The following is a 26428-nucleotide window of genomic DNA, read 5'->3' as shown; positions in this document are numbered from 1 at the left end:
CTCAGCGAATGATGCCGCGAGTCGAGGCCTCAATGGAGGCCAGGAACGTTTCCGTTTCAGCCAGCGAATACCGGGCACGGACTTCACTGATAGCCTGCTCGGTGGTCAGCCCCTGACGATAGACCAGCCGATAAGCGTCGCTGAGCGCGCGGATTGAATCACTGCTAAAGCCCCGGCGGCGCAGGCCGACCAGGTTTAAGCCATGGGTGCGAGCCGGGTTGCCGTTGATCATTACGAACGCTGGTGTGTCCTTGGTGATGATCGAGCCACCGCCAGCCATGGCGTACTCACCGAAGTGACAGAACTGGTGAATCGCCGACAGGCCGCCAACAATGGAAAAATTGCCGAGTTTGACGTGGCCGGCCAAAGTAACCTGGTTGGCCAGTATGCAGTCGTCGCCAATCACGCAATCGTGCCCGACGTGAACATAGGCCATGAACAGGTTTCGGGAACCGATCGTAGTCTCAGCCCGGTCCTGGACAGTGCCCCGGTGCAGCGTGACGCCTTCGCGGATCACGTTGTCATCACCTAGCACCAACCGGGTAGGCTCACCGGCGTATTTCTTATCCTGGCAGTCCTCCCCGACCGATGCAAACTGGAAAATACGCGTGCGCTTACCCAGCACAGTAGTGCCCTTAATCACCACGTGGGAGTTGATACGCGACCCGGCGCCTATCTCGACACCGGGGCCGATCACCGTGAAGGCGCCAACCTCGACGCCATCGGCAAGCCGAGCGTCAGGATCTACAATGGCCGTTGGGTGGATCAAGCGACCTTCCTCTCGGCACAGATGATTTCCGCCTCACAGGCCAGTTCGCCGTCTACGCTGGCGCGGCAGGCAAACTTCCAGATGCCGCGCTTCTCGCGGATGACATCAGCACGCAGCTCAAGCCGGTCACCTGGCATCACTGGGCGCTTGAAGCGCACATTGTCACTCCCTACCAGATAGTAGACATAACCATCGGCAGGTAGCTTGTTGACAGTTTTGAAACCGAGGATGCCACACGCCTGTGCCATGGCTTCAACCAACAGCACCCCTGGCATGATCGGATGATGCGGAAAATGTCCGTTGAAAAAAGGCTCGTTAATACTGACATTCTTGTAGGCTACGATGGACTCGCCGAGCACCAGCTCCGTTACCCGATCCACTAGCAGAAACGGATAGCGATGCGGCAGGTACTCTCGAATTTCATTGATATCCATTACCATCGTTACAACCTCGAAAAATGACTGAGCGCCCGATGCCTGAACCTGAACGCCAGGCACTGACTATAAAAAGCCCAAACTGACGCCCCATACGCTGACGTCAGAACATGTACACCGACTACCGCGGTGGACGGCCACAGTAACTACAGGAGCACCTAATCACTGTGAGATCAGGTGTTGTTAATTTCTTTTTCCAGGCGCTTCAACCGACGCGCCATGTCATCTAGCTGCTTGAAACGTACTGCATTGCGCCGCCACTGAGCATTGGCCATCGTGCCGGTCCCTGATGAATAAACGCCGGGCTCGGGAATCGAGTTGGTTACCAGGGTCATGCCGGTTACCTGGACACCATCGGCAATCGTCAGGTGCCCGGACAAACCCACACCACCGCCCAGCATGCAATGCCGGCCCACCTTGGTGGATCCTGCAATGCCGACACAGCCGGCCAGTGCGCTGTGGTCACCGATCCGTACGTTGTGGGCAATCTGCACCTGGCTGTCAATCTTCACGTCATTGCCGATCAGGGTGTCGTCCAGGGCGCCGCGGTCAATGCTAGTACAGCTTCCAACTTCAACGTCATCACCCAGTACAACGCCGCCCAGCTGAGCAATCTTATGCCACTTTTCCCCGTCGTGGGCAAAGCCGAAGCCATCACCACCAATTACACAGCCGCTATGCAAAATGGCCCGTTTCCCCACAATGACACCGTGGTAAAGCGTGACGTTGGCATGCAGCCGCGAGCTAGCACCAATTTTGCATCCGGCACCAATCACACAGCCAGGTCCGACCACGACGCCATCACCCAGCTCAGCGCCGCGTTCAATCACCGCATTGGGACCAATGCACACACTCTTACCCAGCACTGCATCTTTCGCCACTGTCGCGCCGGGATGAATACCCGGTTCATCGATGCCCAGCTGCGGGGCCAGCAACAGCGACAGATCAGCATACCCCAGATAGGGATTATCCAATGCCAGTGAGTCGACCGGACAGTCGGCAATGTACTGAGGATGGAGTAACACTGCCGCAGCCCGCGTACCCGCCAGATCCTTGAGATAGGCGCGGTTGGACATAAAGGCTATCTGATCAGGCCCGGCATCCTTGAGCGTTGCCACCCCGCGCACACGACGCTTACCGTCGCCTTCAAGTGTGGCCCCCAGATGCTCAGCAATATCTGCCAGCGTCAGGCACAGGGAATCATGTTTCATAGGACGCCGCTGTCCTCTCATCAGCTACCGCTTAGTTGAGCGACTCGATGATCTGTGTCACTTCGGTTGTCATATCAGGCAACTGCTGGTTGCTGCTCAGCACACCTTCCGTGTCAACCAGCACATCGATACCGTGACGGTCGATGACCTGCTGGACGGCCTGGTTCATCTTACTTTCAGCGCTTTGCAGGAAGCGCTCTTCCGCTTGCTGTCTTGCTTCAAGAATCTCAATACGCAGCTCATCGAAACGCTGAGCCTTACGCTGGAATTCCTGGACGTCAGCTTCGCCTGGCTGAGTGCTCTGGAAGCGCTGTTGCATGCTTTCCAACTCGGAGCCCAGTCTTTCCACTTCTTGCTGGCTACCGCTGGTCTGATTACGGAACTGGTTGGTCGACTGCTTGGCGGCGCTGGTATCCATCAGCGCCTTACGCCAGTCGAGAGTGGCCACTTCCGCGGCCATTGCTGGCTGGACAATCGCACCCAGCAAGGCAAGGCAAATAACTGCCGTCAACTTACGCATGCATCAAACTCCATGGCAAAAGTCAGAATGTCTGACCCAGTGAGAACTGGAACACCTGGGTGTCATCATCGCTTTTCTTGTTAATCGGCTTGGCTATGCTGAACGTCAGCGGCCCTACCGGGGTCAGCCAAGAAAGCCCTATGCCCGCGCTGTAGCGAAGCTCGCCAAGATCAACACCGGACTTGCAGCGCTGGCGCGACTGATCCTCTGGCATCACCTTGTAGCAGGATGTCAGGAAGGTGTTGCCGCCATCAACAAACAGCGACGGCTGCACTGAGCGCTGGTCATCCACAAATGGCATCGGAAAAATCAACTCAGCGCTGCCCTGAATCAGCACGTTACCACCCATCGTGGTTATGCCACCGTTACCCCGAGGCGTAGTAAGCGGCCCCAGGGTGCTGGAGGTGTAACCGCGCACCGACCCCAGGCCACCTGCGAAGAAGTTCTCATAGAACGGGTAGGGATCGCTGCCAATGCTGTCTCCATAGCCCGCTTCAGCACTGAACTTCAGGGTCCAAGTTTCTTCTTCGTTGAAGGGGAAGAAATGGCGCGCTTGGGCCCGCATCTTGTAGAACTGGGCGTCAGAGCCGGGCACCGAGGCTTCCATGGAAAGACGATGATAGTTACCCGCAGTCGGCATAAGGCCGCGGTTCAGATCATTACGCGTCCAGCTGGCCAGCAAGCGCAACGAATCGGCTCTGGCGCCCTGATCCTGCGCATAACGCTCGATCTCGGACGGTGTATCCCGATAGGTCTTTATCTTGAGGCTCTCGATATCCGCACCGAAATTCAGGCGTGTGACTTCATTGATCGGATAGCCGAAGTTGATCCCGCCACCGATGGCATCCGTCGAGTAGGTCGATATATCGGTGTCTCGGTAATTGGTTTCACGATAAAACAGGTGGTAGCCTCGGGAGATGCCATCCAGCGTCCAGTAGGGGTCGGTGAAGCCAAAGTTAACGCTGGTGTAGTAGTCACTGCGCTGGGCACCGATATTCACGCGGTTTCCTGTGCCGAGGAAGTTATCCTGGGCCAGTGCGGCTCCATAAATCACACCCGCGCTCTGTGAATAACCGATACTCGCAGATATCGAGCCTGAAGGCTGCTCTTCAACGGTATAGGTCACATCCAGCTGATCGCCCGCACCCGGCACCGACTCTGTCTGCACTTCAACCTGCTTGAAAAAGCCCAACCGCTCTAGACGTTGGCGGGACTGGGCAATCGCGTCGGTTGAGGCCGGAGCGCCTTCCATCTGGATCATTTCACGACGCAGCACTTCGTCTTGGGTCGTGGTGTTACCAACGAACTCGATACGCCGCACATAGGCACGCCGCCCCGCATTTACCGCGAAGGTCAGATCCACGGCATCACCACTGGTACTGACTTCGGGAATACCGTTGATCTCGGCAAAGGCAAAGCCTTCGGCTCCCAGCCGCGAGCGCAGCGCTTCGGATGAAGCCGTGACATCGCTGAGTGAAAAGATGTCTCCACTGTTGACCTGCAGCAACTCCCTGGCTTCACGCTCGGGTATACGCATGTCGCCAGCAAAACTGATATTTCCCAGCCGGTACTGCCTGCCTTCAGTGATGTTGACAGTAATATAAATCTGCGACTTATCAGGGCTGATCGACACCTGGGTGGAGTCGACATTAAAGTTCACATAGCCGCGGTCAAGATAGTAGGAGCGCAGACGCTCCAAGTCACCGGATAGTGCCTGACGCGAATACTTGTCGTCAGAAAACCAGCCAAAGAACCAGCCGGGGGTGTCTTCCAGCTCGAAGACATCACGCAGGGTGTCATCGTCAAAGGCTTTATTGCCGACGATATTCAGCTGGCGGATACGCGCTATTGCGCCTTCATCGATGTCGATATTGACCTGAACCCGGCCAGCACCCGCAGGCTCAACACTGGTTTTGATCCTGGCGCTGTAACGGCCCTGGGCCTGATAGACCCCGGCCAGCTCACGTTCGAGCTCTTCCAGTGTTGAAAGCTGCAGCACCTGCCCCTCGTCGAGACCGGCTTCACGCAAGCCATTGCGCAGATCGTTATTGGAGATCTGCTTGTTACCCTGAATGTTCAGGCGTGAAATGGTCGGGCGCTCTTCAACTTCGATAATCAGTATGTCGCCCTCACGGGCCAGACGCACATCATCGAATAACCCCGTAGCAAACAGCTGGCGTGCCGCAGCAGCTAGCTGTCGCTCGTCTACTGTCTGACTGGCACTTACAGGAAAGGCGTTGAACACTGAGGCAGCAGACACCCGCTGCAGGCCTTCCACACGAATATCCCTGATCGCAAAGGGATCCGCCTGTGCCACACTGGCACTGGCCAGCAGCACAGCCGCCAGTCCGATGTTCTTGATCTTCATGCAGTCGATTCGCTCAAGTTGATCTGCCCACCCATTTTCTGACAGGCACCTTATACATTTGTATGGTCTGCTGACAAGCCGTCGCAACAGCCTACCACAGTCGCATCACGTCGAAATACAGTGCCATGAGCATCAGCGTACCCACCAGGGCAATACCGATTCTCAGGCCCACATCCTGAACCCGCTCAGAAACTGGTCTACCGCGGACCGCCTCAATCAGGTAAAACATCAGGTGCCCCCCATCCAGCATCGGAATCGGCAGCAGGTTCAACACCCCGAGGCTGATCGACAGGTAAGCCAAAAAGCTGATAAAACCTTCCAGACCAGAGCGCGCCGAATCTCCAGCAATACGTGCAATGGTGATCGGACCTGACAGATTGCTAGGAGAAATCAACCCGACGAGCATCTTACGGATAGCTCCCAGCGTCAGCAGCGTCATTTCGCCGGTACGCTGCACAGCCTGCCCTGCCGCTTCGAGCGGCCCGTAACGGATATCTCGCACAGCCGAGCCTGGCCAGTTTACCGCCTCGGCGCCGGCACCGATATAGCCAATGCTCTGACCCGCGTTGGCCTTGTGGCTTGGTATGATGCCCAGAGATAACACCTCACCATCACGCGCCACGTCAAGCGTCAGCTCACGGCCCGGACTGGCCTGAACGCGCTCAACAAATGCGTGCCAGTCAGCTATCGGTTCGCCAGCAACACTGAGTACCTTGTCACCCACCATGAGCCCGGCCTGCTGCGCCGGCTCATTCTCCAGCAGCTGGCCAATTATTGCCGGTACAGCCGGACGCCAGGGTACTACACCCAGGCTCTGCAGCGGCTGAGGCGGATCCTGGCCCACCAGCCAGTCGTTAACCGGCACCGCATAAGAGCGTGCGACCTGGCTGTTTCCACCATGCGCCTCAACATCCAGAACGCCGGTAACGCCGATATGGGCTATCAGTTTGAGACCGATATCTTCCCAAGTACGCACCCGCTCGCCCTGTACAGCGCTGATTTCCTGGCCTGCCTGCAGACCCGCCTGCTGAGCAGGAGAGCCTGGCGCCACTTGACCAATGGTGGGCACTACTGCGGTGGTTCCCACAACAAACAACAGCCAATAGGCAACGATGGCCAGCAAGAAGTTGGCAATCGGCCCTGCGGCCACAATAGCAATGCGCTGCCACACACATTTACGGTTGAATGCCTGATCCGCATCGGCGGGATCGACTCCGCCCTCACGCTCATCCAGCATCTTGACGTAGCCACCCAGCGGAATGGCGGCCACGGCAAACTCGGTGCCATGCCGGTCGTAGCGTGACCACAGCGGTCGGCCAAAGCCAACAGAGAACCGCAGTACCTTGACGCCACAGCGCCGGGCTACCCAAAAGTGCCCGAACTCATGGAATGTCACCAGCAGGCCGAGTACGACAATGACGGCCAGAACGTTCTGGATCAGACCCACGTCAATCTCCTGGAAGCTGTCATTATTGGTAAGCCTGACATTGAGTCAGCCGGACACTGGCCTCATTCCGAGCCCTGGCATCAGCATCCAGCACGGCGTCAAGCTCACTGGCATCAGTTACCGGACACGCCTCAAGGACCCGGGCCACAAGCTCAGGTATGCCATCAAATCCGAGCCTGCCCCCAAGAAAAGACGCCACGGCGACTTCATTGGCGGCGTTAAGAATGGCTGGCGCGGTCCCACCAGCTTGCATGGCGTCGCGGGCCAGGCGCAGGCACGGAAACGCCGTCTCGTCCGGTGCCTCGAAATCCAGCCTTGCCACTTCAAACAAGTCCAGCGGCCTGACACCGGCGTCAATCCGCTCAGGCCAAGCCAAACCATAGGCAATAGGCGTGCGCATATCCGGATTGCCAAGCTGCGCCAGCACCGAGCCATCGCTGTAAGCTGCCATGGAGTGCACCACGCTCTGCGGATGAACAACCACCTGCACCTGATCAGGCCGCGCATCGAACAGCCAGCAGGCTTCGATCAGCTCCAGCCCCTTGTTCATCAAAGTGGCGCTATCGACGGATATCTTGCGCCCCATGGACCAGTTAGGATGGGCACACGCCTGATCCGGGGTCACTTTAGCCAGTGCTTCAGCACTCCAGCCGCGGAAAGGGCCGCCCGACGCCGTCAACAGTAGCTGCGTCACGCCATGTTGCGCCAGACGGCTCCCCTGCCCATGAGAATGAGAGCCTGCCTGGCCACCGCTCAGTTCGGTAGGTAGACACTGATAGATAGCATTATGTTCAGAATCGATGGGCAGAAGCGTTGCACCATGCCGAGCAACTTCATCTATGAATAGCGCGCCGGACATCACCAGCGCCTCCTTGTTGGCCAGCAGCACCCGCTTACCCGCGCGCACTGCCGCCAGGGTCGGTAGCAGACCGGCGGCGCCGACGATCGCTGCCATGACCACATCAACTTCGCCAGCCTGGCTGACATCAACCAGCGCCTCGGCACCATGCCTCACTTCGGTACCCAGCCCAGCCTTGCGTAGCGCAGTACGCAGCCAGCGTGCATCCGCTTGCGCGTCGATAACGGCGACTTCAGGGCAATGGCGCAGACAGGCGCTCAGCAGGGTTTCCCGAGAGCGGTGGGCAGTAAGCGCATACACACGGTAGCGATCAGGGTGGCAAGCCAGAACATCAAGGGTGCTGGCACCTATTGAACCGGTGGCGCCAAGTACCGTAACCGCTAGGCGTCGGCTCATGAGCCCAGCACCTTGAACAGCGCAAACAGAGGCGCCGCTGCAGTAAGGCTGTCGATACGATCAAGTACGCCACCGTGGCCCGGCAACAGATTGCTGGAATCCTTGATGCCGCGGTAGCGTTTGAGCATGCTTTCGAGCAGGTCACCCAGCACCGAAGCCAACGACACGACAACCGTAGCCGCCAGCAGTAACAGACCACTACCCAGGCCAAGCTTCATGCCCAAGGCAAACCCAATGGCCAGTAACGCTGTCAGTGCCGCTCCACCAAACACACCCTCCCAGGACTTGCCGGGGCTGACGCTTGGCGCCAGTTTGCGCTTACCAAAAGCACGGCCAACGAAGTAAGCGCCGATATCTGCACTCCACACCAGCAGCAGCACGTACAGCAGCCAGATGGCCCCCAGGTCGCGCAGCACGTTAAGTCCGACCCAGGCCGTTACCAGCACCCACAACCCCATCAGCAGGCGCATGGCCATGCCGCTCCACTGTCCCACACGCCCGGGGTAGCCGATCACCCAGTAAAGATTGACCAGCCAGCCTGCCGCTGCGACCCACAGCGGCCAGGTTGCCAAAACATTGCCGGTGGCATACATAAGCGCTAACACTGCCGCCATGGCGACCACCGCCAGCAGGCGCTTGCCGGTAGATGACAACCCGGCCAGGTTGGCCCACTCCCAGCTTCCCAACAACACAACAGCAGCAGTAAAGACCGTGAAGGCACTGCCGGACAGCACAAATAGGCCGACTCCGGCTACCACGAACAACCACAGGGCGGTAATAATGCGTTGTTTAAGCACCGGCGTCCTCTACCTGATCATCAGTCCTGCCAAAGCGACGTTTACGTCCGGCAAAATCCAGCAACGCTGCATCAAAGGCATCGGCACCGAAATCCGGCCACAGAACCGAGGTGAAATAGAGCTCGGCATAAGCCATCTGCCAAAGCATGAAGTTGGAGATACGCTGCTCTCCGCTGGTGCGGATGCACAGGTCGACCGGCGCATCAGTCGCCAGACACATCGCCTGCCCCAGACTGTTTTCATCGATATCCAGCGGACTTATCTCACCCCGATCGACACGCTCGGCCAGACGACGGGCGGCCCGGGCGATATCCCACTGACCACCGTAGTTAGCAGCAATGACCAGATGCAGGCGGGTATTGTCAGCGGTCAGCGCTTCGGCCTTGTCAATATGCTTGCGTACGACCGCAGGAAGACCTTCGCGATCGCCAACGACCGATAGGCGAATACCATAGCGATGCAGTTTCTTGACCTCACGCTGCAGCGCCAGCTGAAAAAGCTGCATCAGGGCCTCGACCTCAGTGCGCGGACGGCGCCAATTTTCGCTGGAAAAAGCGAACAATGTCAGGGTTTCAATTTCTTGCTCAGCCGCCCGGCGAATGACCGCACGCACAGCCTCAACCCCGGCATGATGCCCGCGGATTCCAGACTGCCCGCGGGCCTTAGCCCAGCGATTGTTGCCATCCATGATGATGGCGACGTGACGTGGCTTTGAACCCTCAGGCAGAAGGCCCGGTGTCGATGACGTCATGGTGCCTCTTATGGCTGCTCAACATCAGGGGAAGCGGTGGCGGCAGCTCAACGCTCACTGCCGCCAGGCAAGACCGCCTTCAGACCTGCATCAGATCCTGTTCCTTGGACTCCAGCGCTTTGTCAATATCAGCCACTGTGGCATCAGTGATCTTCTGAATGGCGTCCTCACCCTGACGGGCTTCATCCTCGGAAATATCCTTGTCCTTAAGCAGCGCCTTGACATCGTTATTGGCGTCGCGACGCACGTTGCGTACCGAAACCCGCGCCGCTTCTGCTTCCTGGCGCGCTTGCTTGATATATCCCTTGCGCGTTTCTTCGGTCAACATAGGCATCGGAACGCGAATCACATTGCCCGCGCTCGACGGGTTGAGGCCCAGCTCAGCCGTCATGATGGCCTTTTCCACCTTGGCAACCATACCCTGCTCCCAAGGCACAATGCTGAGGGTCCGCGCATCTTCGACATTCACCGATGCCACCTGGCTGATGGGTACCATACCGCCGTAGTAATCAACCTGAACGGCATCCAGAATACTCGGGTGTGCCCGACCGGTGCGGATCTTGTTGAAGTTGTTATGCAGCGCCTCAACGCTTTTTTTCATGCGGCTTTGCGCATCTTTCCTGATATCGTCAATCACGATGTTACCCTCTATCAATCAGCGTTCCTTCCCGGCCGCCCACTACCAGATTCAGCAGCGCGCCAGGCCTGTTCATGTTGAACACCCGCACCGGCATGTCATGGTCACGCACAAGGCAAATGGCGGTCAAATCCATGACACCCAGTTTCTGGTCAAGCGCATCGTCGTAGGAAAGACGCTCGTACTTGACCGCATCGGAATATTTCACCGGGTCCTTGTCATACACTCCATCGACCTTGGTGGCCTTGATCACCACATCAGCATCAATCTCGATGCCGCGCAGGCAGGCCGCCGAGTCGGTGGTAAAGAACGGATTACCCGTTCCCGCAGCGAACAATACCACGTCACCAGAGGTCAGGTAGCGGATAGCCGTCCGACGGTCATAGTGCTCCACCACACCTGTCATAGGGATGGCTGACATGGCCCGGGAGCGGATATTGGAGCGCTCCAGCGCATCGCGCATAGCCAGTGCATTCATCACTGTTGCCAGCATGCCCATGTGGTCACCAGTTACCCGATCCATGCCCGCCTCATGCAGTGCCGCGCCGCGAAACAGGTTGCCACCGCCCACCACGATACCGACCTGAACGCCAATACCGACAAGCTGACCAATCTCCAGCGCCATCCGGTCCAGCACCTGCGGGTCAATACCAAACTCAGCATTTCCAGTAAGTGCCTCGCCTGACAGCTTGAGCAAAATACGCTTGAACTTGGATACCTGAGGGCGTGACTTATCAGACCTGGGCGTGGCGGTTTCAGCTTGGCTCATAACGTTATCTCCGGGTCGAGCAGAGTTGACAGCGTGGGGGATGATGCGGCCGGATGCACCGACCGAACACGCGAAAGCGTGCGCTTACGCGCACGCTTTCGTATAACGAAACGGACAGCCTTACTTACGGCCTGCCTGCTCCATGACTTCCTGAGCGAAATCGACTTCTTCCTTCTCGATGCCTTCACCCACTTCAAAGCGCGTGAAAGAAACGACTTCACCACCCGCCGCTTTTACGAACTCGGCGACGCTTTGGTTCGGATCCTTGACGAACGGCTGCTCGGTCAAGCTGTTCTCCGCCAGGTACTTCTTCAGGCGACCCTGGACCATTTTCTCAGCGATCTGCTCGGGCTTGCCGGCCATATCGGGCTGAGCCATGATGATGGATTTTTCAGCATCCAGGTGTTCCTGGGGCATATCCTCAGGCAGCGCCACAGCCGGATTGATGGCCGCCACGTGCATGGCCACATCTTTGCCGACTTCAGCGTTGCCGCCTTTCAGCACAGTCAGCACACCGATGCGACCACCATGGACATACTCTCCGACCAGCGTTCCCTGCGGAGCGGCCTCGACTACCACGCAGCGACGCACGCCGATGTTTTCACCGATCTTCTGCACCAACTGCTCGCGGACTTCTTCCAGCTCACCGGCCATCACTGCTGCCACGTCTTCGTTCTTGGCAGCGAAGAAAGCGTCGGCGATACGATCGGCAAACGCCTTGAAGTTGTCATCACGGGCGACGAAGTCCGTCTCAGAGTTGATCTCAACCATCACGCCGTAGTTGCCGTCTTCAGCAACACGGGTAACCACGACGCCTTCGGCGGCGGTACGGCCAGCCTTTTTGGCGGCTTTGAGGCCGGAATTCTTACGCAGGTTTTCAATCGCGACGTCGATATCGCCACCGGCTTCTGTGAGTGCGCTCTTGCACTCCATCATGCCAAGACCAGTACGATCACGCAGTTCCTTGACCTGAGAGGCGCTGATAGCTGCCATGATTAATTTCCTCTAATAGTTCGGCCTGAAAAACAGGCCGACCTGAAAGTCTGCCGTCGACACAGATGTCGGCGGCCCCACCTCGCCCTGGCATGTTTTAAAAAGGGGCCGCAGCCCCTTTCTTCACATCTTTTGAGGCACAACGCCTAGGGCAGGCTGCTGATTACTCGGCGGCGGCGCTGCTTTCGTTTTCGCTAGCAGCTGGCTCGGCGGCGGCCTCGTTAACCTCGACGAACTCGTCAGGGCGACCCTCCTTGGCACGGCCACAGGCGTCTGCAATAGCCTTGACGTAGATCTGTATAGCACGAATCGAGTCATCGTTACCCGGAATGATGTAGTCAACACCATCCGGATTGGAGTTGGTATCAACCACACCGATCACCGGAATACCCAGTTTGTTGGCTTCGTTGATAGCAATTCGCTCATGATCGACATCGATGACGAACAGCGCATCAGGCAAACCGCCCATGTCCTTGATACCACCGATGGAGCGCTCGAGCTTATCCTGCTCGCGGGTCGCCATCAGGACCTCTTTCTTGGTCAGCTTTTCGAAGGTGCCGTCTTCACGCATTCCCTCAAGTTCACGCAGACGCTTGATCGACTGGCGAATAGTCTTGAAGTTGGTCAGCATACCACCGAGCCAGCGATGATTGACGAAGGGCTGACCAACGCGGTTAGCCTCTTCTTTGATAACCTTGCTGGCGCTGCGCTTGGTGCCGACGAACATGATCTTGTTGTTCGACGCCGCCATCTTCTCAACCACATCGATAGCCTCATTGAGGGCCGGCAGCGTATGCTCGAGGTTGATGATGTGAATCTTGTTGCGCGCACCGAAGATGTACTTGCTCATCTTCGGATTCCAATAACGGGTCTGGTGACCGAAGTGAGCGCCTGCCTTCAGCAGATCGCGCATATTGACGTGTGACATGGATAACTCCTGAAAATCGGGTTAGGCCTCCACGCACCCCATGGATCCGACTATCGGCGAACCGAAAGCACCCGGGACCATGTGTCGGTGCATGTGTGTTTTCAAGGCATTACATTACAATTGATATAGCGCTCACCCTGCCATTCCAATGACAGCACAGCATCCAGACGACTGGCATGATGGAACTTGTCGGTGAATTTGCAGGAAAGCGCGCAGCTTTATACCATAGATCGACTGCAAGATGAAGCTACACCATGCTATCAGCGCTGTGCAGCGACACTCCTCTGACCTCGAGAACCCATGAACGTACCCATCAAGACGCTCGACGAAATCACCAAGATGCGCGAAGCCGGCCGTCAGGCTGCCAGCGTGCTCGAAATGATTGCCCCCTACATAAAGGCTGGCGTCACCACCGGCGAAATTGACCGCCTGTGCCACGACTATATCGTCAACACCCTCGGCTCGACGCCGGCTCCGCTCAACTACCACGGTTTCCCCAAATCGGTCTGCACCTCGATCAATCACGTAGTATGCCACGGCATTCCCGATGACAAGAAGTCGCTCAAGAAAGGCGACATCATGAACCTGGACGTCACGGTAAAAACTGCCGACGGCTACCACGGCGACTCCAGCGTGATGTACATCATCGGCGAAAGCATCCAGGGCGAACGTCTGTGCCGCATCACCCAGGAATGCCTGTACCGCAGCATGGCATTGATTCGCCCGGGCGCACGACTGTCAGAACTGGCACGCGCCATCCAGGAACACGCTGAAGCCAACGGCTACTCGGTAGTTCGCGACTTCTGCGGCCACGGCATTGGTGCAGGCTTCCACGAAGACCCCCAGGTGCTGCACTACGACGGCTATGCTCCCGAGGCCGACTTGGTGCTGGCCGAAGGCATGTGCTTCACCGTCGAGCCGATGATCAACGTTGGCGGGTACCAGACCAAGGTGTTGCGCGACGGCTGGACCGCCGTGACACGCGACAAGAGCCTGACTGCCCAGTGGGAGCACACCCTGCTGGTCACCGCCACTGGCGTGGAGGTGCTCACCGCCCGCAGCGACGAAGACCTCTCCTTCCTCGCTGACTGAGCTGACCACCCTATGCTGCTGCACCATTATCAGTTTCATCCTGACACCAGCCTGTTCGATATCGAGGGCTTTCGCAGCGAGCTTGCCGGCAGCCGATCGCCCATCGCGCCATTCAAGGCCGCGCTGGGCGAAATCCAGGCGCGGCTCGACGAACGCTTCCACACCGGCAGCGACATTCGCGACCTGGTGCGTGGCCGCGCGTGGTGTCTCGACCGCCTGCTAGAAGTCGCCTGGCAGCAGCATGACTGGCAAGATGACGGCATCGCCCTGCTGGCGGTGGGCGGCTATGGCCGTGGCGAACTGCATCCGCACTCTGATGTGGACCTGCAGATCCTGCTTGAACACGACGACGACAGCGCCTACCGCGAACCGCTCAGCGCTTTCATCACCTTCCTGTGGGATATCGGCCTTGAGATCGGCCATAGCGTACGCTCACTGAACGACTGTGAGCGTGAAGCCAGCGCCGATATCACCATTATCACCAATCTGATCGAAACACGCACCCTAGCCGGCCCAGAGCGCTTGCGCGAAGCCATGCAGGAGCGACTTGCCACCAAGCAGCTATGGCCCTCTGAGCTCTTCTTCGAGGCTAAGTGGCAGGAACAGATCGCCCGCCACCGCCGCTTCAACAATTCCGAGTACCACCTGGAGCCCAACATCAAGAGCTCTCCCGGCGGGCTGCGTGATATCCAGATGATCGGCTGGGTGGCCAAGCGTCACTTCGGCACCGAGCATTATTCACAGCTGGTGGCCGGCGGCTTCATGAACGATGCCGAGCTGCACATCCTCAGCCAGGGCCAAGCCTTCCTGTGGCAGGTACGCTATGCGCTGCACATGCTGGCTGGTCGCGCCGAAGACCGCCTGCTGTTTGATCATCAGGCGGCCATCGCCGAGCTATTTGGCTTTCGTGACACCCCCGAGCGTCTGGCGGTGGAAAGTTTCATGAAACGCTACTACCGCCACGTCACCGCGCTGGCCGGGCTCAACGATATGCTGTTGCAGCATTTCGACGAGGTCATCCTGCACGCCGGTGAAGACCCGATCATCGAACCGCTCAACGCGCGTTTCGAGATCAAAGCCGGCTACATTCAGGCCTGCCAGCGCCGGGTATTCAACGACGACCCTGCCGCACTACTGGAACTGTTTGCGCTGATGGCCGAGCACCCGCACATCGAGGGCGTACGCGCCGACACCATCCGCCTGATCCGCGATCACCGACATTTGATCGACGACCGCTTCCGCGCCAGCCCCCAGCACCAGGCGCTGTTCATGCGTCTGCTGCGGGCACCGGGCAACGTGGCCCGCCAACTGCGGCGCATGAACCGCTACGGCGTGCTTGGCAAGTACCTGCCGGCCTTTGGCCAGGCCGTGGGCCTGATGCAGCACGACCTGTTCCACATCTACACCGTGGACGCCCACACCCTGCGTTTGCTCAAGTGCATACACGACTTCCACAAGCCCGAGGCTAAAGAAAACTTCTCGGTGGCAGCACCGCTGGTACACCAGCTGCCCAAGTTGGAGCTGCTGTGGATCGCCGGCCTGTTTCACGACATCGGCAAAGGGCGCGGTGGCGACCACTCAGTGATCGGGGCAGAGGAAGCTGAAGCCTTTGCCCAGCAACACCAGCTGGCGCCACGCGATACCCGCTTGGTGACCTGGCTGGTTAGGCACCACCTGCTGATGTCGATGGTCGCCCAGAAACGCGACATCACTGACCCAGAGGTGATCGGCGAGTTCGCCCACATTGTCGCCGACGAGACCCGCCTGGATTACCTGTACGTGCTGACCGTGGCCGATATCAACGCCACAAACCCGACGCTGTGGAACGGCTGGCGCGCCTCGCTACTGCGACAGTTATATATGCAGACCCGACGCGCCCTACGCCGCGGACTGGAACACCCGCTGGACCGCGATGACACCGTGCGCGAAACTCGCGCCGAAGCCCGCTCACTGCTGGCCGCGCTGGGTGCCGATATCGCCAGGGTAGATAGGCTATGGCGCTCGCTGGGCGAAGACTATTTTCTACAGTACGCCCCCAGCGAGATCGCCTGGCAGACCCAGGGCATTCTTAATCACAGCAGCAATCACGGCAGCACCCATGAAAATAGTCAGTTGCCGCTGGTGATGCTCAGCGCGCCGCCCGAAGACAGTAACGAAGGCGGCACCAAGGTGTTCATTCATACTCGCTCGGTGGACAACCTGTTTGCCGCCACCGCAGCGGCCATGGACCAGCTGGGGTTGTCGATTCAGGACGCGCGCATTGCCACCTCCAGCAACAACTGGACGCTCAACACCTTTATCGTGCTGGACGATCGCTGCCAACCAATCCGTGATCACCAACGCCTGGACGCCATTCATCATCACCTGGTCGAAGAGCTCGACGATCCCGACGACTACCCGCAAATCGTCACCCGCTACACGCCACGCCAGCTCAGGCATTTCCGGGTGCCCACCGAGGTAGTCATCGAACAAGACCCGACCAACGAACGCACCCTGTTGGAACTGTTGGCACCCGACCGTCCCGGCCTGCTGGCCCGGGTCGGACGTATTTTCATGGAGCAGGAGATCGCACTCTCGGCAGCCAAGATCGCCACCTTCGGCGAACGCGTCGAAGACGTGTTTTTCATCACCGACCGCAACGGTGCTCCGCTCACTGATCCAGAACGGCAACAACAGCTGCGCAAACGGCTGATCGACGTGCTGAGCATTGCTGAATGAAGCCCACCTACCTGAAGGACAAAACAGATGCTGATGCTATACGTAATCAAGTCCTGCGATACCTGCCGCAAGGCGCGCAAGGCACTCGACGACAAGGGCCTCGCCTACCGTGTCCACGACCTGCGTGAAGACGGCCTGTCTGCCGGACTGCTCGAAGAACTACTTGAACGGGTCGCTCTGCTAACACTGCTTAACAAGCGCAGTACGACCTGGCGCAACCTGAGCGATGCCGAGAAGGTAAGCAGCGGCGATGGTGAGATTCGCGAGCTGCTACTGACTCACCCCACCCTGATCAAGCGACCGGTACTGGATACCGGCGAAGAGATCCGCGTTGGGTATCGTGACGGCGACTACAATGATCTCCAGGGCTGATGCCTGAGCAAGACACAACAGAGCGCCACCGCGTCAGCTCACAGAGGACACCGTATGTTTAGCCTTGCATTTGGAACAGGCACCCAGAACAACCTCGGCGAATGGCTTGAGGTGTACTACCCTGAGCCGCTGTTTGAACCCGCCGTCAGTCTAACGCAGGCCGCCCGCCGGGTGCTTGACGCACCGGCCGGCAATGCAGTGGTCAGCTTTCTACCCGAGCACTGCGCACCACTGGCCGACGCTCTACGCGACGCCGGCCATGAGACTCAGGCCCAGCTGGCTGAGACGCTAGCGGCCAGCCAACGCCCGCTGGTGGCCACGTTTCTGGAAGTGGATGCACCGCCACGCAGCACACCGGAGGTCTACCTCAAGCTGCATCTCCTGTCGCACCGGCTGGTCAAGCCCCACGGGCTCGACCTAACCGGAATGTTCGGCCTGTTGCGCAACATCGCTTGGACCAGCGAAGGCCCCATTGATGTCGATGAGTTGCCGACCCGCCGCCTCAAGGCGCGTCTTGAAGGCCGCCGCCTGTCAGTGGACTGCGTGGACAAGTTCCCCAAGATGACCGACTACGTGGTGCCTACTGGCGTACGTATCGGTGATGCCTCGCGTGTTCGCCTTGGCGCCTATCTGGGCGAAGGCACCACGGTGATGCACGAGGGTTTCGTCAACTTCAATGCCGGCACTGAAGGGCCCGGTATGATCGAGGGCCGCATCTCGGCTGGCGTCATGGTAGGAAAAGGCTCTGATCTTGGCGGCGGTTGCTCCACCATGGGCACCCTATCAGGCGGCGGCAACATCACCATCCGCGTTGGCGAAGGCTGCCTAATTGGCGCCAATGCCGGCATCGGTATTCCGCTGGGAGATCGCTGCACCGTGGAAGCCGGCCTGTACATCACCGCCGGCGCCAAGGTGGTGGTGATGGATGACAAAGGCCAGGAGGTCGATACCGTCACCGCCCGCGACCTAGCAGGTCAAAACGACCTGCTGCTGCGTCGCAACTCGCGCAATGGTCGCATCGAGTGTCTAACCAACAAGAGCGCTATCGCCCTGAATGAAGCACTGCACGCGCATAACTGATATGCCCACACCTTGAGCTGCGGACGACCGAATGCTCCCAATTAACAATGATATTGCCCTGAGCCCCACCTTGGCACTAGCCATGGCGCTGATGCGACGCCCCTCAGTGACTCCCGACGACCAGGGCTGCCAGGCGCTGATGATCGAACACCTAGAGCGCCTGGGCTTTCGCATCGAACAGCTACCCTATGGCGAAGTAGAGAATTTCTGGGCAGTGCATGGCCACCACGGCCCGGTACTGGCCTTTGCCGGACACACAGACGTAGTGCCAGCAGGCCCTCACGTGCACTGGGAGCATCCGCCCTTCGAGCCACGGATTGACGACGATGGCATGCTGTGCGGTCGTGGCGCTGCTGACATGAAAGGCAGCTTGGCCGCTATGGTGACGGCGGTGGAGCGTTTCATTTCAGCGCACCCCGACCACCCTGGCCGCATCGCTTTCCTAATTACTTCTGATGAGGAAGGCCCAGCAGTGGACGGCACCCGCGCGGTGGTAGAGCTTTTTCGTGAACGCCACGAACGGCTGGACTACTGCATCGTTGGCGAGCCATCTTCCAGCGAACAGATCGGTGATGTAATCAAGAACGGTCGGCGTGGCTCGCTAGGCGGCGAGCTTCAGGTGCACGGTGTCCAGGGGCATGTGGCCTACCCTCACCTGGCGCGCAATCCCATCCACCAGGTGCTGCCGGCGCTGGATGCACTGACCAGGGAGCACTGGGATTCAGGCAACGACTTCTTCCCCGCCACCAGCTTCCAGATTTCCAATATCCGCAGCGGCACTGGCGCCACCAATGTGATCCCTGGCGAGCTAGAAGTGGTGTTCAATTTTCGCTACTCCACGGAGCTCACCCACGATCAACTGCGCAAGCGCACCGAAGCTATCCTTGATGCCTACGAGTTCGACTATCGACTGGACTGGACACTGAACGGCGAACCCTTCTTGACCGCCGAAGGCGAGCTGATTGATGCCGCGGTGGCCGGCGTTAGCAAGATCACCGGTCGTCGCCCTGCGCTGTCGACCTCCGGCGGCACCTCGGATGGCCGCTTTATCGCTACCCTGGGCGCCCAGGTTGTCGAGCTCGGCCCACTCAACAACACCATTCACAAGGTCAATGAGCGGGTATGCGCTGCTGACCTTGACGAACTTTCAAGCATTTACGAAGCCATACTCGCCCACCTATTTGCCCCTTCCGCCACCGCCGACTGAGACTGCCATGGAATGCTACCCCGATATCGAGATCTATTTGGCCAAAAAAGTGGAGCGCGAGGCGGTCGATGCCTGGCTCGGTGAAGCCATTGGCGCTACAGCACTTGAGCCTGCCGGCAAGCTGCGTTGGCGCAGCCGGGGGCGCTATCAGGGAGATGCCATCCCGATACTGCTGGTAGAGAAAGCCGCCGATGGCTTCACCAGCCTGTGGCTGGACAGCCCGGCCACCCCCTGGGCCACGGATGCTGAGCTGGCTCGCGCAGCGGCTGCCGCCCTAAACTGCGAGGTGCGCTGTTCGCTGGGCGGCTGGCACCCTGGCGATGACCCCGACCGCTTCTTGCAGATATCCGCCGATGGTAGCGAGTGCATCATCGCATGGGTTGATTCAGGACATTAAGCCACCAACGACCCCTGACAGAGCAGACCTAGCAGAGCAGTCACAGCAAAGCGCCCTGCTCATGACTCAGCGTCAAGACAGGGCGCGTTACGACTTACCTTTTTTCACTTACTGACTCGGTGTCAGGTAATCACGGTGACATCGTCAGCCTGCAGCCCGCGCTCATTGCGAGAGGTGTGATACCTCACCTTCTGACCTTCTGCCAGTGTGCGGTGGCCATGCCCGCGAATCGCGCGAAAATGCACAAACACATCTTCGCCGGTATCACGAGTGATAAACCCATAGCCTTTATTGACATTGAACCACTTGACCTCACCAATCTCGCGGCCATCATCTTCGACCTCGATCTGCCCGGTCGTTGGTGCACCAAGCGCACCCACCACAAGGGTAGCTACTAGCATCAGTACAAAAACCGCAGCCACCACGGCAACATATCCCGGTAACGCCACCTGATCACCAAACCAGCCAGCGAACAGAACGATCAGCCAGGGGGCTGGCAACGCCAGTAACAGACTGACAATACAACTACGCAATACAACTTTTGAGTTCATAACCCTTAAATACTCTCTTGTAAAATTCAATCAAGGACAGACTGGTGAGGCGGATAGCGCTGCAATGCAAGCGACACTCCGCCCCGATAACATGCCGATGCCACGATGAACAGCGACATCAAGCCTTAAAATTCTACCATGATCAAAAAAATCAAGCCCTATATACAGCAACGGCACAATATCGACACAGCAGCGACACAGCACCGACAAAACTACAACACAACAACGCCGGCTCAATGGCCGGCGTTGTCACTTACCTCACTATCTACATCAGGCGCCTGCCTCAGTCACCATAAACATCCGCCACGTCTTTCAGCGGATAGTGTGATGGATAAGGCTTGCGAGCCACCCCCGAGTCTACTGCCGCTTGAGCCACGGCTGAGGACACCCGCCCCAGCAGACGCGCATCTACCGGCGTGGGAATGATGTAGTCCCGCCCGAAACTCATGTTCTCCCTGCCATACGCTTCAAGCACTTCCTGAGGTACCGGCTCACGGGCCAGGTCCTTGAGTGAGTGGACAGCCGCAATCTTCATTTCCTCATTAATGCGGGTCGCGCGAACATCCAACGCTCCACGGAAGATGAAAGGGAAGCCCAGCACATTATTGACCTGGTTCGGGTAGTCGGAACGCCCCGTGGCCATGATCACATCAGGTCGCGTCTCGCGGGCCAGGTCAGGATCGATTTCCGGGTCGGGGTTGGTGCAGGCGAACACCACCGGATTCGGCGCCATCTTACGCATGTGATCGGCGCTCATCAGGCCAGGGCCCGACAGCCCGACGAACACATCAGCACCATCAATAGCGTCATCCAGGGTGCGCTTGTCGGTATCAATGGCGAACATGGCCTTGTACTGGTTGAGATCCTGTCGGCCAGTGTGAATCACGCCCCGACGGTCCAGCATGATCAGGTTTTCAGCGCGAGCACCACAGGCCACCAAGAGCTTCATGCAGGCGATAGCCGCCGCACCGGCACCCAAACATACAATACGCGTCTGCGCTAGCGACTTCCCGGCAATATCCAAGGCATTGAGCATACCCGCCGCTGTCACAATGGCCGTGCCATGTTGGTCGTCGTGGAACACCGGAATATTGCACTGGTCAATCAACGCGCGCTCAATTTCGAAGCACTCAGGCGCCTTGATATCCTCGAGGTTGATGCCACCCCAGGTATCCGCAATACGGGCCACGGTGTCGATAAACGCCTGAGGGCTCTCAGCATTCACCTGAACATCGGTGGAGTTGATGCCGGCGAAGCGCTTAAACAACACGCCCTTGCCTTCCATCACCGGCTTGCTGGCCATTGGTCCCAGATTGCCCAGGCCGAGAATCGCCGTACCGTCAGTAATCACAGCGACCATATTGCCCTTGCCAGTATACAGATAGACATTTTCCGGATCACGAGCAATTTCGCGAACGGGCTCAGCTACCCCGGGACTATAGGCCAGGGACAGATCCCGGGCTGTGGCGGTTGGCTTGGTCAGCTCCACCGACAATTTTCCGGGAATGGGGGACGAGTGATAATCCAGCGCTGCCTGCTTATTCGCGTCGATCATGCTTGTTGTATCCGCAGTAATGGAGTGGAAATTGCTATTCAGCGTATAAAAAGCCCTTCAGTTTCTCAACTTACGTCATTATTCAGGGCACAAGAAATATCGCAGAAAGCAGCCATGTCACAGGCAGTATGAATGCTGCCGCTGAAACGTGAACAAAAAACCCGCCAATCGGCGGGTTTTTTATCCAGCATCGTAAAGATACCGCGGCAACTCAGCGTTTGACCGCTGCACCAAAGCGCTTGTTGAAGCGCTCGACACGACCACCGCTTGACGCCTGCTTCTGCTTGCCGGTGTAGAACGGGTGGCACTGCGAGCAGACATCCAGGTTGAAGTCGTGATCGGACGTCGAGCCCACTTCGAAGGTTGCGCCGCAGGAGCAAGTCGCGCTGACCGCCTTGTAATCGGGGTGAATACCTTGTTTCATCTTGAGCCTCATCGAGCGGTATGCCGCCACCTGATCCGTTGCCAGGCACCGCATACGGGTTATGGAACATGCTAACCGGCACCTTCATCCACCCGGCCATGACGACCCATGGTGGCAAAAGCGACCCGGCATCTTAACAGAGTCAATCGTGGAGGCCAATTGCCCGATACCACTTTTCCGTCACGTCCTCGCATTCTAGGGGTCGCAATCCCCTCGCCACTGCGCCGCCTGTTCGACTATCGGCCCAGCACAGAGGCCCCTGAGCACGGCTGGCAGCCAGGGCTTCGTGTACGCGTTTCTTTTGGCAACCGCCAAGTTGTCGGTATTGTCATCGAATGCCGCGATCATAGTGACGTGCCCGAGAATAAGCTCAAGGCGATTGATGAATGTCTGGACAGCCGCCCACTGCCGGCAGACTGGTTATGGCTGTGCCAGTTCACCGCCCGCTACTACCAGCACGCACTGGGCGACACCCTACATCACGCTCTGCCCGCCAGGCTGCGCCAGGGACAGGCGCTTGAAACCCAGATCCGGGAGCACTGGCGACTGACGCCCCAAGGCCAGCAGACACCCTCCGGCGAGCCGGCCCGCGCACCCCGCCAGGCCGCCCTGCTCGACATGCTGCGCCAGCACCCAACGGGGCTGGTCAGTCAGGCGATCATGGCCCAGTCCTTCACTCGACCGCAGCTGAACGCCCTGGCAAGCAAGGGCCTTATCAAGGCCACCGAAGAACCGCTGACCGGCACGCCGGAGCACATCAGCAAAGGCTATCTTGCCGAACCCACGCTGTCGCTGAACCGCGAGCAGTCCGCCGCGCTGGCAGCGGTACACGAACAGCTCGATGCCTTTCACCCCTGCCTGCTGCATGGCGTCACCGGCAGCGGTAAGACCGAGGTCTACCTGCAGCTGATCGAGGCCGTAGTCAGCCGGGGCCGCCAGGCACTAGTGCTGATTCCTGAAATCAGCCTAACACCGCAGACCCTGTCGCGCTTTCGCCGGCGCTTCCGCTTACCCGTTGTGGCACTACACTCAGGGCTCAATGACAGCGAACGGCTGGATGCCTGGGAATCCGCAGCCAGCGGCCGAGCACGCATCATCATCGGCACCCGCTCGGCAATCTTTACGCCGCTGGAAAAGCCCGGGGTAATCATTGTCGATGAAGAACACGACAGTTCGTTCAAGCAGCAAGACGGCTTGCGCTACCATGCCCGCGACCTGGCAGTAGTGCGCGCCCAGCGCGCTGACATACCGCTGGTCATGGGCAGCGCCACACCCTCGCTGGAAAGCCTGCAGCGCGCCCTGAGCGGACACTATCGTCATCTCAAGCTGACTCAGCGCGCCACGCGCCATGCTCCCGCGAAACTCGAGCTGGTCGACATACGCGGCCGAGTGCGTCACGGCGGGCTAACACCGCCGGTGCAAAAACAGATCGCCGCCACTATCGCCGACGGCCACCAGGTGCTGGTGTTCATCAACCGCCGCGGCTTTGCCCCGACGCTGTCCTGTCACGCCTGCGGCTGGATGGCCGACTGCGAGCACTGCGACGCCCGGATGACGCTGCACCGCCAGCCGCCGCTGCTGGTCTGCCACCATTGCGAGCACCGCAGCCCCCAACCAGCGGTCTGCCCGGACTGCGGCAGCGGTGATCTGCGTCCGCTGGGCACTGGCACCGAACGCAGCGAGGAAACCCTGGCCGAGCAGTTTCCTGACACGCCGGTTCACAGAATCGATCGCGACAGCACGCGCCGTCGCGACTCGCTGGAACAAATTCTCAATGAAGTGCGCCGCGGCGAGCCTTGCCTGCTGGTCGGCACCCAGATGCTGGCCAAGGGCCACCACCTGCCTCACGTCACCCTCGTGGTGGTCATCAATGCCGACGCGGGCCTTTATGCCAGCGACTTCCGGGCGCTTGAGCACAGCGCCCAGCTGCTCGAACAGGTGGCTGGGCGCGCCGGACGCGCAGAGTTGCCAGGGCGGGTACTGGTACAGACGCTACATGCCGACGACCCTAACCTGCGCTTACTTGCCAATGAAGGCTACAATGCCCTAGCCGAGCAGCTTCTGGAGGAGCGCCGAATCGCCGCACTGCCCCCTTTCCGCTTTCTGGCCCTGCTGCGGATAGAAAGCCCGCGCGAGGAGCAAGCTCGTGAGCTAGCTGAGGCGGCTGGCGACGCACTTCGTCAACAATTGCAACATCGGCAGCTAAAAGTCGACTGCCTGGGGCCGGTGCCGGCCCCCATGGAGCGTCGACAAGGCCGCTATCATCTGCAGTTGATGTTAAGTGCGGCTAAACGCAGCCAACTACACGAAGCCAGCGCCTGGCTCGTCGCTTGGCTCGAAAGCGAGTCTCGAGCAAGACGCGTACGCTGGTCGCTGGATATCGACCCACAAACGCTCAGTTGAGCCGCTGCCAGCAACGCCTTCAATCCTGGCTCGCCGGCACTAGGCTTTAAAGCCGCGCCGTGATTGACGATAATACGTCACCGTGCCCCATGCCCGCCGTCGGGCGAGAGACATTTGCCCGCGTCACAGGACTTCTGACATTCCATGAAAGACACTATCATTGCGCTGCTTGAAGGCGCGCTGGACCAACTCAAACACCAGGGCCAGCTGCCCGACACTATCAGCCCGACCATTAAGGTTGAACCCACCCGGGACAAGACCCATGGCGACTATGCCACCAACCTGGCACTGATGCTGGCCAAGCCAGCCGGCAAGAACCCTCGCGAGCTGGCTAAAGCCATCATTGCTGGTCTACCAGACAGCGAGGCGCTACGTCAGGTGGAGATAGCCGGGCCGGGATTCATCAACTTCTTCGCCGCAACCGATGCAGCCGCCCAGGTGGTGCGCCACGTTCTGGAGGCCGGCGACGCCTTCGGGCGTAGCCTCATCGGCCAGGGCGAAAAGGTGCAGGTCGAGTTCGTCTCAGCCAACCCCACCGGCCCGCTGCATGTTGGTCACGGGCGCGGCGCCGCCATCGGCGACTGCTTGTGCCGCCTGCTTGAAGCCACCGGCTATAACGTAACCCGCGAGTTCTACTACAACGATGCCGGCGCCCAGATCAACAACCTGGCGCTGTCGGTACAGGCCCGCGCCAAAGGCGTCGAGCCCGAGCAGAACGACTGGCCTGCCGACGGCTATCGCGGCGGCTATATCAGCGATGTCGCTAGGTCCTATCTGGCCAGAGAAACCGTCTATGCCGACGACCGCCAGGTCACGGCTGACGGCAACCCTGATGATCTCGAAGCGATCCGCGACTTCGCCGTGGCCTACCTGCGCCGCGAACAGGATCTTGACCTGCGCGCCTTCGGCGTTGAGTTCGACGTCTATTTTCTCGAGTCCTCGCTATATGCTGATGGCAAGGTTGAGGCCACGGCAGCACGGCTGACCGACAACGGCCACACCTATCAGAAAGACGGCGCTACCTGGCTCCGCACCACCGAGTTTGGTGATGACAAGGACCGGGTCATGCGCAAAACTGACGGCAGCTATACCTATTTCCTGCCCGACGTTGCCTACCATCAGGACAAGTGGCAGCGCGGCTTCACCACCGTGATCAACGAACAGGGTGCCGACCACCACTCCACGGTAACCCGCGTACGTGCCGGTTTGCAGGCGCTGGAAGCCGGCATTCCACAGGGCTGGCCCGACTACGTGCTGCACCAGATGGTGCTGGTGACCCGCTCCGGCGTTGAGGTTAAGCTCTCCAAGCGCGCCGGCAGCTACGTGACCCTACGCGACCTGATCGACGAAGTCGGTCGCGATGCCACTCGCTTTTTCCTGGCTGCCCGTCGCGCTGATTCACAACTAACCTTTGATATCGACCTAGCGCGCTCCCAGTCCAACGACAACCCGGTCTATTACGTGCAGTATGCTCATGCCCGGGTGTGCAGCATGCTGCGCAAGGCCGATGCCGAAGGCACCCCCTTCGACCCCGAACAGGCCATGGTCAATCTCGCACTGCTGGAAGCCGAGCAGGAAAAAGCGGTCATCAACCGCCTGGCCCGCTTCCCCGAAGTGGTGGAACACGCAGCCAGTTCACGCGAGCCCCAGCAGATTGCCCAGTACCTACAAGATCTGGCAGGCGAGTTTCACACTTGCTACAACGCCGTCAAAGTGATGGTTGACGACAACGCCCAGCGAAATGCCCGTC

Annotated in this window: 24 protein-coding genes; 8 read left to right on the top strand and 16 right to left on the bottom strand. The window is 59.1% G+C overall.

Annotated elements, in window-relative coordinates; translation table 11 throughout:
- Position 1 precedes the first annotated feature (1 nt).
- From lpxA to rpsB, 13 genes are all read right to left on the bottom strand, one after another.
- Positions 2-769, bottom strand: a complete 768-nt coding sequence (lpxA, locus tag ACTH3D_RS00120) for an acyl-ACP--UDP-N-acetylglucosamine O-acyltransferase (protein ID WP_441663987.1) — start codon at positions 767-769, stop codon at positions 2-4.
- The gene (gene fabZ / locus ACTH3D_RS00115) at positions 766-1209 is read right to left on the bottom strand and encodes a 3-hydroxyacyl-ACP dehydratase FabZ (RefSeq protein ID WP_441663985.1); all 444 of its coding nucleotides are present in this window, start codon (positions 1207-1209) and stop codon (positions 766-768) included. Before fabZ ends, lpxA begins: the two co-directional genes overlap by 4 nt.
- A gap of 167 nt (positions 1210-1376) precedes the next feature.
- Positions 1377-2414 (bottom strand): UDP-3-O-(3-hydroxymyristoyl)glucosamine N-acyltransferase, encoded by a 1038-nt coding sequence (gene lpxD / locus ACTH3D_RS00110; protein WP_441663983.1) that lies wholly within the window; start codon positions 2412-2414, stop codon positions 1377-1379.
- Positions 2415-2445: 31 nt separating this feature from the next.
- A complete protein-coding gene (locus tag ACTH3D_RS00105) occupies positions 2446-2934 on the bottom strand; it encodes an OmpH family outer membrane protein (RefSeq protein ID WP_441663981.1) in 489 nt (162 codons plus the stop codon).
- Between the two features lie 22 nt (positions 2935-2956).
- Complete coding sequence (gene bamA / locus ACTH3D_RS00100) at positions 2957-5302, bottom strand: outer membrane protein assembly factor BamA (protein ID WP_441663979.1); 2346 nt, start codon at positions 5300-5302, stop codon at positions 2957-2959.
- Between the two features lie 91 nt (positions 5303-5393).
- Positions 5394-6749 (bottom strand): RIP metalloprotease RseP, encoded by a 1356-nt coding sequence (gene rseP / locus ACTH3D_RS00095; protein ID WP_441663977.1) that lies wholly within the window; start codon positions 6747-6749, stop codon positions 5394-5396.
- 22 nt (positions 6750-6771) lie between these two features.
- Positions 6772-8004: a 1-deoxy-D-xylulose-5-phosphate reductoisomerase gene (gene ispC, locus ACTH3D_RS00090; RefSeq protein WP_441663975.1), complete on the bottom strand. Its 1233-nt coding sequence runs from the start codon at positions 8002-8004 to the stop codon at positions 6772-6774.
- Positions 8001-8801, bottom strand: coding sequence for a phosphatidate cytidylyltransferase (locus ACTH3D_RS00085; RefSeq protein WP_441663973.1), 801 nt, complete (start codon positions 8799-8801; stop codon positions 8001-8003). Before ACTH3D_RS00085 ends, ispC begins: the two co-directional genes overlap by 4 nt.
- Positions 8794-9552, bottom strand: coding sequence for a polyprenyl diphosphate synthase (gene uppS / locus ACTH3D_RS00080; RefSeq protein WP_441663971.1), 759 nt, complete (start codon positions 9550-9552; stop codon positions 8794-8796). The genes ACTH3D_RS00085 and uppS overlap by 8 nt, the downstream gene beginning before the upstream one ends.
- 79 nt (positions 9553-9631) lie before the next feature.
- Entirely contained in the window at positions 9632-10189 is a 558-nt protein-coding gene (gene frr / locus ACTH3D_RS00075; RefSeq protein WP_441664105.1) for a ribosome recycling factor, read from the bottom strand.
- 4 nt (positions 10190-10193) lie between these two features.
- A complete protein-coding gene (pyrH, locus tag ACTH3D_RS00070) occupies positions 10194-10958 on the bottom strand; it encodes a UMP kinase (RefSeq protein WP_441663969.1) in 765 nt (254 codons plus the stop codon).
- A gap of 120 nt (positions 10959-11078) precedes the next feature.
- Complete coding sequence (tsf, locus tag ACTH3D_RS00065) at positions 11079-11951, bottom strand: translation elongation factor Ts (protein WP_441663967.1); 873 nt, start codon at positions 11949-11951, stop codon at positions 11079-11081.
- Positions 11952-12114: 163 nt separating this feature from the next.
- Entirely contained in the window at positions 12115-12879 is a 765-nt protein-coding gene (gene rpsB / locus ACTH3D_RS00060) for a 30S ribosomal protein S2 (protein ID WP_441663965.1), read from the bottom strand.
- Positions 12880-13179: 300 nt separating this feature from the next.
- On the opposite strand from rpsB, the gene map reads away from it, so the two are divergent.
- From map to ACTH3D_RS00030, 6 genes are read left to right on the top strand one after another with little or no spacing between them, the layout of a single operon-like run.
- Complete coding sequence (gene map / locus ACTH3D_RS00055; RefSeq protein WP_441663963.1) at positions 13180-13971, top strand: type I methionyl aminopeptidase; 792 nt, start codon at positions 13180-13182, stop codon at positions 13969-13971.
- A 12-nt stretch (positions 13972-13983) separates the two neighbouring features.
- Positions 13984-16689: a [protein-PII] uridylyltransferase gene (locus tag ACTH3D_RS00050; RefSeq protein WP_441663961.1), complete on the top strand. Its 2706-nt coding sequence runs from the start codon at positions 13984-13986 to the stop codon at positions 16687-16689.
- A gap of 27 nt (positions 16690-16716) precedes the next feature.
- Positions 16717-17061 (top strand): Spx/MgsR family RNA polymerase-binding regulatory protein, encoded by a 345-nt coding sequence (locus tag ACTH3D_RS00045; RefSeq protein WP_441663959.1) that lies wholly within the window; start codon positions 16717-16719, stop codon positions 17059-17061.
- A gap of 54 nt (positions 17062-17115) precedes the next feature.
- Complete coding sequence (dapD, locus tag ACTH3D_RS00040; protein ID WP_441663957.1) at positions 17116-18141, top strand: 2,3,4,5-tetrahydropyridine-2,6-dicarboxylate N-succinyltransferase; 1026 nt, start codon at positions 17116-17118, stop codon at positions 18139-18141.
- A 31-nt stretch (positions 18142-18172) separates the two neighbouring features.
- Positions 18173-19348, top strand: a complete 1176-nt coding sequence (gene dapE / locus ACTH3D_RS00035) for a succinyl-diaminopimelate desuccinylase (RefSeq protein WP_441663955.1) — start codon at positions 18173-18175, stop codon at positions 19346-19348.
- A 7-nt stretch (positions 19349-19355) separates the two neighbouring features.
- Positions 19356-19745 carry a hypothetical protein gene (locus ACTH3D_RS00030; RefSeq protein WP_441663953.1) on the top strand — a complete coding sequence of 130 codons (390 nt, stop codon included), beginning with the start codon at positions 19356-19358 and terminating at the stop codon, positions 19743-19745.
- 122 nt (positions 19746-19867) lie between these two features.
- Here the strand turns inward: ACTH3D_RS00030 and ACTH3D_RS00025 are convergent, their stop codons facing one another.
- From ACTH3D_RS00025 to rpmE, 3 genes are all read right to left on the bottom strand, one after another.
- On the bottom strand, positions 19868-20296 hold the full coding sequence (locus ACTH3D_RS00025) for a cold-shock protein (protein ID WP_441663951.1): 429 nt from the start codon (positions 20294-20296) through the stop codon (positions 19868-19870).
- Positions 20297-20579: 283 nt separating this feature from the next.
- Positions 20580-21851 (bottom strand): malic enzyme-like NAD(P)-binding protein, encoded by a 1272-nt coding sequence (locus ACTH3D_RS00020; RefSeq protein WP_441663949.1) that lies wholly within the window; start codon positions 21849-21851, stop codon positions 20580-20582.
- Between the two features lie 211 nt (positions 21852-22062).
- Positions 22063-22275, bottom strand: a complete 213-nt coding sequence (rpmE, locus tag ACTH3D_RS00015) for a 50S ribosomal protein L31 (RefSeq protein ID WP_441663947.1) — start codon at positions 22273-22275, stop codon at positions 22063-22065.
- A 159-nt stretch (positions 22276-22434) separates the two neighbouring features.
- Between rpmE and ACTH3D_RS00010 the strand changes: the two genes are divergently transcribed.
- Together ACTH3D_RS00010 and argS are read left to right on the top strand one after the other, a co-directional pair.
- The gene (locus ACTH3D_RS00010; protein ID WP_441663945.1) at positions 22435-24678 is read left to right on the top strand and encodes a primosomal protein N'; all 2244 of its coding nucleotides are present in this window, start codon (positions 22435-22437) and stop codon (positions 24676-24678) included.
- Positions 24679-24822: 144 nt separating this feature from the next.
- On the top strand, positions 24823-26428 hold a 1606-nt coding region (gene argS, locus ACTH3D_RS00005; protein WP_441663943.1), incomplete at its 3' end, for an arginine--tRNA ligase.

The sequence above is a fragment of the Halomonas sp. genome, assembly GCF_052095765.1.
In the GTDB taxonomy this organism is placed as follows: domain Bacteria; phylum Pseudomonadota; class Gammaproteobacteria; order Pseudomonadales; family Halomonadaceae; genus Halomonas.
This window is presented reverse-complemented; position numbering and strand designations above follow the sequence as displayed.